Raw genomic sequence first — 13,023 nt, forward strand, 5'->3', positions numbered from 1 at the left:
AGCATTGTCTACATCAGGCTCGTCATCAGCACGACAGCGGTCAGCGGAATCGACACGTAGCGCACCAGTCCCAGCCACAGACGAAAAGCGCCGGGGCCGACGCCCAACGCTGCCATGGCAGCTTCCCGGGACATCTTCCACGCCGCGAAGATGGCAATCAGCAGACCGCCGACCGGCAGGAAGATATCCGGCGGTATGGTCGACACCAGCGCGAAGAAGTTCATCTCCCCGATCCAGTGCACATCCGCCAGCGTGGAGAACGACAACACCGACAGCAGCCCCGCCAGCCACACCGCCACCCCGATCAGGATAGCAGCCCGGCTACGCCGCCATCCGGCCCCGACGAGCATCGACACCATCGGCTCGGCCAGATTGATCGAGGAGGTCCAGGTCGCGACGAGCAGCAGCAAAAAGAAGGCGCCCAGCCAGACCTGCCCGCCGGGCAGTTCGCTGAAGGCGATCGGCAGCGTGACGAACATCAGCCCCGGCCCCTCGGCGGGATCGAGACCATGGGTGAAAACGATGGAAAAGATCGCGATGCCGGAAAGCAGCGCCACCGTAATATCGAGCACCGCCACGCCGAAGACCGCCCTCGGCAGGCTCTGCTCATCGGGCATGTAGGCGCCATACGCCATCAACGCGCAGGCCCCCACGGCCAGGGTGAAAAAGGCGTGCCCCATGGCGTTGAGCACCACGCCCCAGGTAATCGCGGACACATCGGGGGTGAACAGCCAGTGCATGGCGGCGCCGAAGCCGGAGGTCGTCACCGCGTAGCCCCCCAGCACGATCAGGATGCCGTAGAGCAGCGGCATCATCATATTGTTGAGCTTCTCGATACCGTTGGCGATGCCGGCCGCCACCACCGACATCGTCAGCAGCATGAACAAGGTATGGTTGAAGGTCATGCGCAGCGGGTCGGCCAGAAACGCATCGAAGCTCGCACCGATCTCCTGAGGCGAACGATTCACGAAACTGCCGTTCACGGCACTCACCAGATACTCGATCGACCAGCCGGAAACGACCGAGTAGAACGACAGGATGAAGAAGACGGTGATCGCGCCGAACAGCCCCAGCCATTTCCAGTGGAGGCTGACATCGGCCTCGTCTGCCAGAAAAGCCAGCGCCTGCATCGGGCTGCGGCGACCGGCGCGCCCGATCATGATCTCCGCCATCATCATCGGCAGCCCCAGCAGCAACACGAAGACGACGTAAAGGAGCAGGAAGGCCGAGCCCCCGTTCTCGCCGGTCATGTAAGGGAAGCGCCAGATGTTGCCCAGGCCGACGGCAGCACCGGTGACCGCCAGAATAAAGGCGCGGCGGGACTGCCAGCGCTCCAGAGTTTCACTCATCATTCGAGACCTATGTCTGACGGTTGCGGCCGATGTCGGCAGGCCATGATGCCATGCGACGATAACGAAAACGCGAAGAGCCTATCAGGCACCTGGCGGAGCGCCAATCTCGAGCGTGCCGACGCTTTCGCCCCGCGTATTCTGGCTGGAACCCGGAATGAACATGCGTGTGGGTACCCGGGATCGATCTGGACCGTAACCCGAGCAGGGCTTCGGATTGAAAGCGGTGCCGGCTCCCCCCATATAGGATGAAACCGATTCCATCGTCCGAGGTGACCATGTCGAATAACCCGCTGCTCGAGCATCATACCCTGCCGCCGTTCGAGGCGATTCGCCCCGAACACGTCGTCCCGGCCATCGAGAAGATCATTGCCGACAACCGTCAGGCCACGGAGGCGCTCGCCCAGCAGCAGGACGTGAGCTGGCAGACGCTCGCCGCGCCGCTGGAAGCGCTCGAAGATCGCCTCTCCCAGGCCTGGTCGCCGGTGTCGCATCTCAACTCGACGATGAACAACGATGCCCTGCGCGATGCCTACCAGCAGTGTCTCGCCATGCTGTCCGAATACAGCACCTGGGTCGGCCAGAACACCGCGCTGTTCAAGGCTTTCGAACGCCTGCGGGAGAGCGACGAGTACGCCACGCTCGATACCGCCCAGCGCAAGGCGATCGATAATACGCTGCGCAACTTCCGCCTGGCAGGCGTCGATCTGCCGGCCGAGAAGAAAAAGCGCTACGGCGAGATCCAGGCCCGCCTGTCGGAACTAGGCAACACCTTCTCCAACCAATTGCTCGACGCGACGCAGTCCTGGCAGCTGGACCTGGGCGATGCCGAGCGCCTGAGCGGCTTGCCGGAAAGCGCCCTCGAAACGCTCAAGGCGAATGCCGAAGCCAAGGGCAAGACCGGCTACCGGATTACCCTCGACGTGCCCAGTTTCCTGCCGGTCATGACCTTCGCCGAAGATCGCGAGCTGCGTCGCGAAGTCTATACCGCCTACGTCACCCGCGCTTCCGACCAGGGGCCCAAGGCCGGCGAGAACGACAACGCCCCGGTCATCGAGGAAACGCTGGCGCTGCGCCAGGAACTGGCGAAGCTGCTCGGTTTCGATACCTACGCCGACTACTCTCTGGCCACCAAGATGGCCGAAACGCCCGAACAGGTGCTGGGGTTCCTCGACGACCTCGCCGAACGTGCGCACCCACAGGCCCAGCGCGAGTTCAACGAACTCGAAGCCTTCGCCAAGGAGACCCTCGGCCTCGACTCGCTGAATCCCTGGGATACCGGCTTTGCCAGCGAAAAGCTCCGGCAGTCCCGCTACGATATCTCCCAGGAGCAGCTGCGCCCCTACTTCCCCGCCCCGCGTGCCGTCGAAGGGCTGTTCCGCGTTACCGGAAAGCTCTATGGCATCCGCATGGCGGAAAACCCGGAAGCGCCGCGTTACCACCCCGACGTGAAGTATTTCGACGTGCTCGACGGCGATCGCCCCATCGCCGGTTTCTACCTGGATCTCTACGCTCGGGAAGGCAAGCGTGGCGGCGCCTGGATGGATGTCTGCCGGACTCGCCTGCAGCGCGAGAATGGCGAGCTTCAGTTGCCGGTCGCCTACCTGACCTGCAACTTCACGCCTCCGGTCGCCGGCAAGCCGGCGCTGCTGACGCATGACGAAGTGCTGACGCTGTTCCACGAATTCGGCCACGGCCTGCATCATATGCTGACGCAACAGTCGGTCGCCGACGTTTCCGGCATCAGCGGGGTTGCCTGGGACGCCGTCGAGCTGCCGAGCCAGTTCATGGAAAACTTCTGCTGGGAGCGAGAGGGCCTCGACCTGATTGCCGGTCACGTCGATACCGGCGAAAAGCTGCCGGACGACCTGCTGAACAAGCTGCAGGCCGCGCGCAATTTCCAGTCGGCGATGCAGATGATGCGTCAGCTGGAGTTCTCGCTGTTCGATTTCCGCTTGCACCACGAGTGCCAGAAGCCGACTGCGGCGGACGTTCAAGCGTTGCTCGACGACGTACGCGCCAAGGCCTCGGTCGTACCCACCGTCGACTTCAACCGTTTCCAGAACGGCTTCGCGCACATCTTCGCCGGGGGGTACGCCGCCGGTTACTACAGCTACAAATGGGCCGAAGTGCTCTCCGCGGATGCCTACAGCGCCTTCGAGGAAGCCGGCATCTTCGATCCCGAAACCGGCCGCCGTTTCCGCGAGACGATTCTGGAACAGGGCGGTTCGCGGGAAGCCGCGGAACTGTTCGAAGCCTTCCGCGGCCGCGAGCCGAGCATCGATCCGCTGCTGCGCCATGCCGGTATCGAACCCCGGAACGCGGCATGATCGCCGGTTTCATCAATGAGCCGAGTGGACGCCTGCGGGCGTCCGCTCAACGATTGCGAGGTAACGCATGACCCAGACGCCGAAACGCTTCATCGCCGGTGCGATCTGTCCGCGCTGTTCGGCCATGGATCGCATCCGCTCGTGGGAACAGCACGGCATTCGCTATCGGGACTGCGTGAGCTGTGACTTCTTCGAACAGCTGCCCATCGAGGACGACACCATCCCGGAAGTCCCCACCCGGGTGAATCAGCCTCGGGAGCGCCAGCGACCCGCGAGCGAAGAGATCACGCCGGTGCGTATTCTCGATCCCCGCAAGCCGTATTGATATCGAGAACGACGAGGTTGACGGTCGGCCTCGTCAGGCAGCGATGATCCGCTCGACCAGACGTGCCAGATCGTCGTCATGCCAATCCGGCACCTCATCGAGTGCCGGATCCATCGCCTTGCCCGGCCGCGCGACGAAGCCGGTTCGCATGCCGGCCGCATGGGCTCCGATCAAGTCCCAGCCATGGGCGGCGATCATTGCCATCTCGTGCGTATTCACGCCCCAGTGTGCCGCCGCGTGGCGATAGGGCTCCGGCGCAGGCTTGTAGCGCTCGACGCTCTCCACGCTGAGAATGGCGCCGAAGTAACCCTCCAGCCCGGCATGTTCCAGTTGCTGATGCGCCGCCTTCAGCGCGCTATTGGTCAGTGCCGTCAGCGTATGGCCCTGATCACGAAGCGTCGTCAGCGCCGCCGTGACGTCGCCATGGGCAGGCATCGAGAGGATACCGTCGACCAGCGCCTGCTCGTCGTCGGCAGTTATCGCGACGCCTTGCTTGGCACCGAGCTGGCGCAGCGCACTCCTGGCGAGGTTGGAGAAGGGTTCGAATCGCCCGATCAGGTTGGTCGTCATCCAACGCTCCTGAAGGGTCAGGAACCACTCCGGACGTGCGGCTTCGCTGTCGAACCAGCGCTGGAACAGCGGATCGAGCGCGCGCGTGTCGAGCAGCGTTTCATTGACGTCGAATACCAGATGCATAGCGACCTCCTTGTCGTGAATGGCGGGATGGCACGTCGAGCGGACGAGATGAGCGTCTACCGCTCAAGTACGTAGAGAGGATAATTGTCGGAGAAGAAGAGTCTAGAGAGACGATGAGTGTAGAAAGAAACCGGACCGAGCGCCTGCCGATCTTCTCGCCCCACTCCGGGAAGGCGAATTACGCTTCCCTCGCCATCGAATGCGGCGCGACGGTTCCGCGTCAGTGCCAGAGCGCCATGCCTTGCGCGATCAGCTGGCGCAGTGCCGCGAAGGAAGGCAGCCAGCTCAGCAGGTGTGCCGATACCAGCGCCAGCATCAGCGCGCTGCCCGGCGCCTGCCAACTGAACAGCTTGAGCGCCGTGCCGAAAGAGCGTTTGAGTCGCGCGCCGGTGAGATCGACGCTGTACAGCTCGTCCAGCGTCAGATGAATGACGAAGCCCAGCGTCATCGCCAGCCCGTGGATCCAGGCCAGCCGCTCCGGCTGACCCAGCAGCGAAAAGCTGATCGCTGCAGTCGACAGCCCGCTGACGCCCGCCGCCAGCAGTGAATGCCAGAGCCCGCGATGCACTGTGAAGCGGGCAAACAGGGCGCCGGCCAGATAGCGGACACCGACATAGACACCGCCGCAGGCAACGAACAGATAGGCCGGCGTGACCCTGTGCTGCAGCACCAGCACCGCCAGCACCACCGCGACGACGGCCAGGATATTGAAGATCAGGCGAATGGCCTGGGACTGGTCGGCATCGATATCCGGCAGGATGCCGCCGAACGCCACGAGCAAGGCTACGGCCAGCGCCTGCCAACCGGTCCACTGCCCCGCCTGCCAACCGGCCTGAGCGACGACGGCTCCTCCGACGCTTGCCACGCCCAAATGCGTTCGAAAATTGGCCATCGGCCCGGGCGCCCCATACCTGGATAAATGAACAGATTATGGCGCGACGGCTGTCCTGAAAACAATAGCTTACGCAGAATGAACGGATAACGCGCACCGTCCCGCAACGCAGAACGGCCCTGCCAGTGGCAGAGCCGTCGTCGGTGGGTTTCTGACAGGCACGGATCAACTGCTCTTGATAACTCCGCAGGCAACCCGACTACCGCCACCGCCGAGCTTGGGCTCGTCGGAATAGTTGTCGCCGCCTTCATGGATCATGAAAGCATGACCGCTCAAGTCGGACTCCTCCAGGCGGGGGGCCAACAGCAGCGTAGTGGCATTGCCATCCTCATCGATCATCAGCGCGGGGAGATCGCCAAGATGGCCCTCGTCGCTGTATGGCCCTCGGTGAGTGCCGGTCCCCTCGGGGTCGAAGTGCCCGCCAGCGGCGCCAGCGGGCGTCACTTCACCATCGCTTTTGCTGGTCTCGCAGTTGGCGTTCTGGTGGAGGTGGAACCCGTGAATCCCCGGATTCAGACCGGAAAGATCCGGCGTCAGCAGCAAGCCGTGTTCGGTGTCCTCGGCCATCACGGTGCCGACGCTATCGCCGACGCCGTCGCTGGAGACCGAATGCATCTCTACGCGGGTCTCGGCCTGGGCCGCAGTGCTCAGCGTCATTGCCAGACTTGCGCCGAGCGCCAATAGTGTCTTCTGTCGCATGTCGTCTTCCTGTCCGTGGGTGACAGACTTCAAATTAGACAACACACGACGATGACGCGAATCACCTGGTCAATAGTCGAGTTCGGGTCAATGCTTGAACGCGAGGTTGTCGAGTACCCGTAGCGTCGGCGCCGACTGATTCAGTGTGTAGAAATGCAGGCCCGGCGCACCGCCATCCAGCAGGCGCTGGCAGAGATTCGAGATCACCTCCGTGCCGAACGCCTGAATGCTCTCGCTATCATCGCCGTAGGCTTCGAGCTGCTTGCGGATCCAGCGTGGGATATCGGCACCGCAGGCATCGGAGAAGCGGGCCAGCTTGGTGTAGTTGGTAATCGGCATGATTCCCGGCACGATCGGAATCTCGACGCCCATCGCCCTTACCCGATCCACGAAGTGGAAGTAGGCGTCGGCGGTGAAGAAGTACTGGGTGATCGCCAGGTCGGCACCTGCCTTCGCCTTGCGGGCGAAGTTTTCCAGGTCCCGTTCGAAGCTCGGTGCCTGCGGATGCGCTTCCGGATAGGCCGCTACCGCGATCTCGAAATGATCGCCGGTCTCGGCCCGGATGAATTCGACCAGTTCGTTGGCATAGCGCAGCTCGCCGGCACCGCCCATGCCCGACGGCAGATCGCCGCGCAGCGCCACCAGACTGTCCACGCCATCCTCGCGATAGGTCTGGAGCAGCTCGCGAAGCGCGCCTTTCTCGCTACCGATGCACGACAGATGCGGTGCCGTGCTGACACCGCTGCGACGCACCGTCTTGACGGTATCGAAGGTCCGGGCCTGAGTGGAACCGCCGGCACCGTAGGTCACGGAGAAGAAGCGCGGATTCCGCGCGGCCAGTGCATCGCGTACCCCGCCGAGCTTTTCCCTTCCTGCTTCGGTATTGGGAGGAAAGAATTCGAAACTGATGCCCAGCGGCGGCTGCGTGCTCATGATATGACTCTCTTCGATGCAAGCCAGCGTGACGACACGCCAGCCGAAGGTGTCGTTCTCGGACCGTGACCTGAAAACGACCACCGATGATGGATTGACGACGGATGTCGGCGATTTTGCCTGCCCGAGGCGATCACGGCCAATGAAACTTTCCCGCCGTCGTCATGAATCCCGATCATCGAGACGGCGGCCGATTCATGGATGCACGACCATGCCGTGGTTGCACTCCCCGCCGGTCAGGCAGTCTCGGGTTTCGACCTGCAGCGTGGCATGCTGGATGCCGAAGCGGCTCTGCAGCATGTCGTAGGCGCGCTCGATCACGTCATCGTGCAGCTCCGGCGTCTCGATCACCAGATGCACGCTGAGCAGCGGATCCTGCGGCGTCAGCCCCCAGACATGAATGTCGTGCAGGCTCTTGACCCCGTCGACGCCAAGCAGCGCCTGGCGGATCTGGCCGATATCGATTCCTTCCGGCGTGCCCTCGAGCAAGGTGTGCGACGAGCGCCGCAGAATCTTCCAGGCGGCGCGCAGGATCAGTCCCGCAGCCAACATCGACAGCAGCGGATCGATCGGCGTCCAGCCGGTCAGCAGGATGACGACGGAGGCGACGATCGCCGCCACGGAGCCCAGCAGGTCACCAATGACGTGCAGCACGGCGCCGCGCAGGTTGAGATTCTCCTGATCCCCGCCGTGCAGGATCTTGAAGACCACCAGGTTGATCAGCAGCCCCAGGATCGCCACCACCATCATCGGCCCCGCCAGCACCTCGACCGGCTGGGTAAATCGCCTAATCGCGGCGATGAAGATCCATACCGCGATCGCCAGCAGCGTCAGGCCGTTGACGAAGGCGGCAAGCACCTGAAAGCGCTGATAGCCGAAGGTGCGCAGCTTGTCCGGGGCCTTGTCGCCCATGTAGAACGCGAACAGCGCGAGACCGAGCGAGAAACTGTCGCTGAACATGTGCCCGGCATCGGCCAGCAGGGCCAGGGAGCCGGAGATCCAGCCGCCAACCACCTCGGCCAGCATGAACCCGGCGGTCAGGATCATCGCCAGCCTCACCCGCTTGGCGCTGTCCGCCGTTACGGTTGGCGCATGATCGTGCGAGTGGTCATGGGAATGATCATGGGAGTGACCATCACGAGAGTGGCCATGGGAATGGTCGTGATCCTGTGAATGGCCATGAGTCTCGCTGTGAGCATGGCCCTTGCCAGCGTGATCGTGTGAATCGTGACGAGAATGATCGTGCGAGGCCATGAGACCTGTCCTGACGGGAATGTCCTCGAATCTTAGCGCACGACCCCGACGCTATTGTATTACAACGCCTGCCTTGCCTTGACGATAGCTCTAGGCACCGCCATCGACAGCAACGCGGGATCGTCACCATCCGGTGACGAAAGTCCGAAGTTCGACCACGGTATCAGTCGTCACCGCGCCCCGGACGCTGTCGCCATAGATCCCAGGCGATCCCGACGGCAATGCCGGCACCGATTCCCCAACTCCACTCGGCCGTCGACATCCAGACGACCAGCCCCACCACGATACCTATCAGGGAACCTTGCATTGTCTCTCCATCGATAGCGATGCTTTGATGCGTCTCATTGTAAGGATTGCGCCTCGAAGAGAAAGCGCCTTGTCGACAGGCCCCTCAGGGAAGACTGGCCTCACGGCACGGAAGCGGGCAGGGATGGAGCGAATAGGAATAGCGTGAAGATAACGAACGGATCGCCGACGTCGACGTGTCGCACACGCCAGAACGGGACAGAAAAAGCACGAAGAAGGCAGAGAGAAAATGCGGCGATTGGAAAGAAGAGCCCACTCCCACGTTCCTTTGCGGTGAGAGCCACTTGGCTAAGTGGGCACCCTCAGGATGAACCGTCATCGCTGGCTCTCCAACGTATTTTTCGTAATCTCTCTATCAGTTTTGTTAATAGCAAAACTTAAGTGTTCTTAATCATGCGCTTATAGATGATCAGCGCTTCGATAAAAGCGCGTAATTTTTTTCAGCCGGCAAGCATCATCGCCCAGGCGCTTGACGCAGGGCGAGACACCAACGGCGGTCGCCGGCAACAACCGACGCATCCGGACAGGTAAAGGGTGGCGGAAGAGAGAGGGAGTCGAACCCACCAGGGACTGCTGGCAGCCCCTACAGGAGTTGAAGTCCTGGCGCCCCACCGGGGAACGATTCTCTTCCAGGCGTTCGGCCATCGAAGGCCAAACCCGTCATTCGAATAGCATATCCTCCCGGATCACTTTGTGACTATCCCCGATTCGCCGCGTGAAGCCGATTCGATCGAAAAACTCGAGAATCGCCACCGCCAGTTTCCGCCCGCAGCCGACCCGGTCGCGAAAATCCGCCGCCTTCGCCCCCGGCGACGCCTCGCTATCCAGCTCGCGAATCACGCCAGCCAGCTCGGCGACATGGGGCGTCAGGAAGAAATGATCTTGGCGCAGCTGATAGACGCTTCCGAGCAGCGCACAGCTTCTCAGCAGACGCCGAACCTCGCCTTCCTCCCAGCCGAACTGCTGGGCGATATCCCGCACACGCGGCGGATCGTAAGGGGAGGCCTCCAGCAGCGGGCGAACCTGCTGCCAGCGCCGGGCCTCTTCCGGCGACAGCGAAGCCTCGTGGGAGGCCAGGGCCAGGAACGGACCATGCTGCACGATCTCGCCACCCGTTTTCCAGCGTTCCAGTAGCGGCCGGAACAGATTGGCCGGCAGTTGGGGCGCCACCATCCGGCGCAGGCGATCGATATCGACGCCGCGCATCGCCGGCTCCAGCTCGTGCAACTGCGCCAGCCGGTCCAGCGCCTTGCGATAGAGCGTCTGCTGCGTCGTCTCGGGAAGCGCGTGACTGCATCCCTGACCGGCAACGACCCACCAGCCCGCAAGCGTTGCACTACGCTCGAGCTCGCTCGTATCCCGGTCTAGATTGTCCGACAGCGCAGACAGATCGATACCGATCCCGTCGGTCATCGGCCGTTGCCAGAAAGCACTGCTGTCCTGAAGGCCGCCGGCATCCGGCAGGTATTCGCGCAACTGGCGCAGCCAGGCGAGACGCTCCGGCTTTCGCGCGCCCCTTCGAGGCGGCGCGACATCGAGCACGCTGGCACCTCCCAGCGTCTGGCTGGCGCCGTGATCGCGCACCACGATCCGGTCACTGTGCGCCGCCTGGAGTGGGGACTCGAGCACCAGTTGGGCAAGCATCGACGCCCCTGGTGCCAGGGTTTCCCCTTCCAGCAGCGAGATCCGTCCGGTGACGTGGGCACTGCCGTGATGCAGATGAACCGGGGCCCAGTGCTTGATCGGCGGCGACTCGGGCAGCGCGCGCAGCACCACGTCGAGCCGGTGGCGATCGGTGACCCGGGAAGCCTCGGCGACCACCCAGTCCCCCCGCGCGAGACGTCCGGACTCGATATCGGCGCCGCTGAGATTGATGGCACAGCGCTCTCCACGGCTCGCGGACGCCGTGTCGCGATTCTGGCAACGCAGTCCTCGCACTCGGGCGGTCAGGCCCGACGGCAGCAACCGCACTCTGTCGCCACTCGCGATCCGCCCGCTGCGCACCGTGCCGGTCACCACCACGCCGGCGCCCCGCTTGACGAAGACGCGATCGATGGCGAGCCGGAAACGGCCCGCATCGGCCAGCGCCGCCGAAGGTCCGCTCGAGGCCGCATCGTCTCTCGACACATTGTCTTTCGACACATTGTCTCTCGACACATCGGCCGCTGCCGTCCACAGCGCCTGCCCGAGCGCCTCGACGCCCTCTCCCGACGTGTTGGAAAGCGGAAATACCGGCGCATCGGCGAAGACGGTGCCGACCAGCCAGTGCCGCAGCTCCTGCGTCACCTGGGCCACGCGCGACGGCTCGACACGATCGATCTTGGTCAGCGCCACCCAGGCCCGCGTTACTCCCAGCAGCTCCAGAATGCGGGCATGTTCGACGGTCTGCGGCATGATGCCGTCATCGGCGGCGACCACCAGCAGCATCGCCTGGATGCCGACGGCGCCGGAGAGCATGTTGGCGATGAAGCGCTCGTGGCCGGGCACATCGATGAAGCCCAGCGTGGCGCCGTCGAACGCCGGTGGCGATTCGGGATAGGCGTAGCCGGCCTCGATGGTCAGCCCACGCGCGCGCTCTTCCTTCAGGCGGTCGGTAGCGATGCCGGTCAGACCGTGAATCAGCGCCGTCTTGCCATGGTCGACGTGACCCGCCGTGCCGATGATCATGCCTGCTCACTCCAGCGCTGCCGAATCTCGCCGAGCTGTTCGACGAACTGCCGCTCGTCCGCTTCGGTCGCCAGGCAGCGCAGATCCAGCCACAGCGCGCCATCGTGTACACGCCCGATCACCGGACGCGGCAAGGCGCGCAGCGCACGCTCGAGCCGGGATAGCTCGCGACCGCTCCGGCAACGCAGCACCAGGGCGCGGCTATCGAGACGGTCGACCGGCAACGATCCGCTGCCGAGCTGACTACGACAATCCTCGCAGCTCACCCCGGCGAGTCCGTCGACCGCCGCCTCGAGCGTTGGCTGCAATCTCTTCCCCTGCTCGACGATCGCGTCGAGGTCCCGGGCGAGCATCGCCAGCGCCGGCAAGGCGCGTGCCGGAGAATCGCTGTCCCGGTAGCAGCGGAGCGTGGCTTCCAGGGCCGCCAGCGTGAGCTTGTCGCAGCGCAGCGCCCGCTTGAGCGGATGCTGCTTGAGCCTGGCAATCAGCTCGCGCCTGCCGACGACGATGCCCGCCTGAGGGCCGCCGAGCAGCTTGTCGCCGCTGAAGGTCACCAGATCCGCCCCTGCCGCGATCGCCTCCGCCGGGAGGGACTCATGAGGCAGGCCCAAGGCGCGAAAATCGGTCAGTGCGCCGCTGCCCAGATCGACCATGAACGGAATGCCGTGATCGTGGGCGATGGCGGCGAGCTCATGTTCCGGCACGCTGCTGGTAAACCCGGTAATCGCGTAGTTGGACGTATGCGCTTTGACGATCAGCCCGCTGTCGTCGCCGAGCGCCTGGCGAAAATCCCGCGCGTGGGTACGATTGGTGGCGCCGACCTCGACCAGCCGGCAGCCGGCGGCGGACATCACGTCCGGTATCCGAAACGCGCCGCCGATCTCGATCATTTCGCCACGCGAAATCACCGCCTCGCGGCCGGCCCCAAGGGCTGAGAGTGCCAGGAGCACGGCAGCGGCATTGTTGTTGACGACCGTTGCCGCTTCGGCGCCGGTCAATTCGATCAGCAGCGACTCCACCAGACGGTCGCGATCACCACGCCGCCCCTGTTCCAGATCGTATTCGAGCGCGACCGGATGGCGGGCAGCCTGGACCACCGCCTCGATGGCCGCCTCGGAAAGCGGCGAACGCCCCAGATTGGTGTGTATGACGGTGCCGGTCAGGTTGAAGACCGACCGCATGTTGGGCAGCACCAGACGTTGGAGTCTGGCCGTGATCGCATCGACCAATCCTGAGTCACTGGGCCAGCCATCGGCAGAGCCGGTGACGTCTTCGAAGGTCGCCGTGCCGACGCTCAGACGCTGGCGAAAGAGCGCCAGCGTTTCGCGAATGGCGCGTATCAACAGCCGATCGCCGTGGCGCTGCCGCCACGGCTGGAGTTCGGGATGCTCGAGCAGTGTCGTCACTCCCGGCAACTGGCGTCGGAGATCCATCGATGAGGCGATCGTGTCGGGCATGAATGGCTCGAGGTCGCTGATTGGAATCTCGATTTAATCGTCGAGCTGGCACCAATACAAGTCGCGTGCCGCGTGCCGCGAAAACGATCCTCGCCAACTCACGAAGTTCGCAATC

The 13,023-nt window shown here is 63.7% G+C and carries 11 protein-coding genes and 1 tRNA gene; 2 read left to right on the forward strand and 10 right to left on the reverse strand.

The window, feature by feature from the left end:
- Window positions 1-8: 8 nt before the first annotated feature.
- Window positions 9-1,349 carry a sodium-dependent transporter gene (locus tag ACWHY3_RS15750; protein ID WP_332779497.1) on the reverse strand — a complete coding sequence of 447 codons (1,341 nt, stop codon included), beginning with the start codon at window positions 1,347-1,349 and terminating at the stop codon, window positions 9-11.
- Window positions 1,350-1,627: 278 nt separating this feature from the next.
- Between ACWHY3_RS15750 and prlC the strand changes: the two genes are divergently transcribed.
- Complete coding sequence (gene prlC / locus ACWHY3_RS15755; RefSeq protein WP_303855540.1) at window positions 1,628-3,679, forward strand: oligopeptidase A; 2,052 nt, start codon at window positions 1,628-1,630, stop codon at window positions 3,677-3,679.
- A 67-nt stretch (window positions 3,680-3,746) separates the two neighbouring features.
- Window positions 3,747-4,004, forward strand: a complete 258-nt coding sequence (locus tag ACWHY3_RS15760; protein WP_087720402.1) for a YheV family putative zinc ribbon protein — start codon at window positions 3,747-3,749, stop codon at window positions 4,002-4,004.
- 33 nt (window positions 4,005-4,037) lie between these two features.
- On the opposite strand, the gene ACWHY3_RS15765 is transcribed toward ACWHY3_RS15760, so the two are convergent.
- From ACWHY3_RS15765 to selA, 9 genes are all read right to left on the reverse strand, one after another.
- Window positions 4,038-4,700 carry a haloacid dehalogenase type II gene (locus ACWHY3_RS15765; protein ID WP_071231410.1) on the reverse strand — a complete coding sequence of 221 codons (663 nt, stop codon included), beginning with the start codon at window positions 4,698-4,700 and terminating at the stop codon, window positions 4,038-4,040.
- A 220-nt stretch (window positions 4,701-4,920) separates the two neighbouring features.
- Window positions 4,921-5,592, reverse strand: a complete 672-nt coding sequence (locus tag ACWHY3_RS15770) for a metal-dependent hydrolase (RefSeq protein WP_071231411.1) — start codon at window positions 5,590-5,592, stop codon at window positions 4,921-4,923.
- Window positions 5,593-5,757: 165 nt separating this feature from the next.
- On the reverse strand, window positions 5,758-6,291 hold the full coding sequence (sodC, locus tag ACWHY3_RS15775; RefSeq protein ID WP_071231412.1) for a superoxide dismutase family protein: 534 nt from the start codon (window positions 6,289-6,291) through the stop codon (window positions 5,758-5,760).
- Window positions 6,292-6,378: 87 nt separating this feature from the next.
- On the reverse strand, window positions 6,379-7,224 hold the full coding sequence (gene metF, locus ACWHY3_RS15780) for a methylenetetrahydrofolate reductase [NAD(P)H] (protein ID WP_322528028.1): 846 nt from the start codon (window positions 7,222-7,224) through the stop codon (window positions 6,379-6,381).
- 195 nt (window positions 7,225-7,419) lie between these two features.
- A complete protein-coding gene (locus ACWHY3_RS15785; protein WP_083387291.1) occupies window positions 7,420-8,478 on the reverse strand; it encodes a cation diffusion facilitator family transporter in 1,059 nt (352 codons plus the stop codon).
- A 163-nt stretch (window positions 8,479-8,641) separates the two neighbouring features.
- Window positions 8,642-8,785 (reverse strand): hypothetical protein, encoded by a 144-nt coding sequence (locus tag ACWHY3_RS15790; protein WP_157957115.1) that lies wholly within the window; start codon window positions 8,783-8,785, stop codon window positions 8,642-8,644.
- 534 nt (window positions 8,786-9,319) lie between these two features.
- Window positions 9,320-9,415 (reverse strand) — tRNA-Sec (locus ACWHY3_RS15795).
- A gap of 29 nt (window positions 9,416-9,444) precedes the next feature.
- Window positions 9,445-11,451, reverse strand: a complete 2,007-nt coding sequence (selB, locus tag ACWHY3_RS15800; RefSeq protein WP_448126934.1) for a selenocysteine-specific translation elongation factor — start codon at window positions 11,449-11,451, stop codon at window positions 9,445-9,447.
- On the reverse strand, window positions 11,448-12,908 hold the full coding sequence (gene selA / locus ACWHY3_RS15805; RefSeq protein ID WP_303855549.1) for an L-seryl-tRNA(Sec) selenium transferase: 1,461 nt from the start codon (window positions 12,906-12,908) through the stop codon (window positions 11,448-11,450). Before selA ends, selB begins: the two co-directional genes overlap by 4 nt.
- Window positions 12,909-13,023 lie beyond the last annotated feature (115 nt).

Source organism: Salinicola sp. NYA28a, assembly GCF_976982775.1.

Coding starts and splice junctions, on each gene's coding strand:
- ACWHY3_RS15750 (WP_332779497.1), bottom strand. CDS start 1,349: ATGAGTGAAACTCTGGAGCGCTGGCAGTCCCGCCGCGCCTTTATTCTG.
- prlC (WP_303855540.1), top strand. CDS start 1,628: ATGTCGAATAACCCGCTGCTCGAGCATCATACCCTGCCGCCGTTCGAG.
- ACWHY3_RS15760 (WP_087720402.1), top strand. CDS start 3,747: ATGACCCAGACGCCGAAACGCTTCATCGCCGGTGCGATCTGTCCGCGC.
- ACWHY3_RS15765 (WP_071231410.1), bottom strand. CDS start 4,700: ATGCATCTGGTATTCGACGTCAATGAAACGCTGCTCGACACGCGCGCG.
- ACWHY3_RS15770 (WP_071231411.1), bottom strand. CDS start 5,592: ATGGCCAATTTTCGAACGCATTTGGGCGTGGCAAGCGTCGGAGGAGCC.
- sodC (WP_071231412.1), bottom strand. CDS start 6,291: ATGCGACAGAAGACACTATTGGCGCTCGGCGCAAGTCTGGCAATGACG.
- metF (WP_322528028.1), bottom strand. CDS start 7,224: ATGAGCACGCAGCCGCCGCTGGGCATCAGTTTCGAATTCTTTCCTCCC.
- ACWHY3_RS15785 (WP_083387291.1), bottom strand. CDS start 8,478: ATGGCCTCGCACGATCATTCTCGTCACGATTCACACGATCACGCTGGC.
- ACWHY3_RS15790 (WP_157957115.1), bottom strand. CDS start 8,785: ATGCAAGGTTCCCTGATAGGTATCGTGGTGGGGCTGGTCGTCTGGATG.
- selB (WP_448126934.1), bottom strand. CDS start 11,451: ATGATCATCGGCACGGCGGGTCACGTCGACCATGGCAAGACGGCGCTG.
- selA (WP_303855549.1), bottom strand. CDS start 12,908: ATGCCCGACACGATCGCCTCATCGATGGATCTCCGACGCCAGTTGCCG.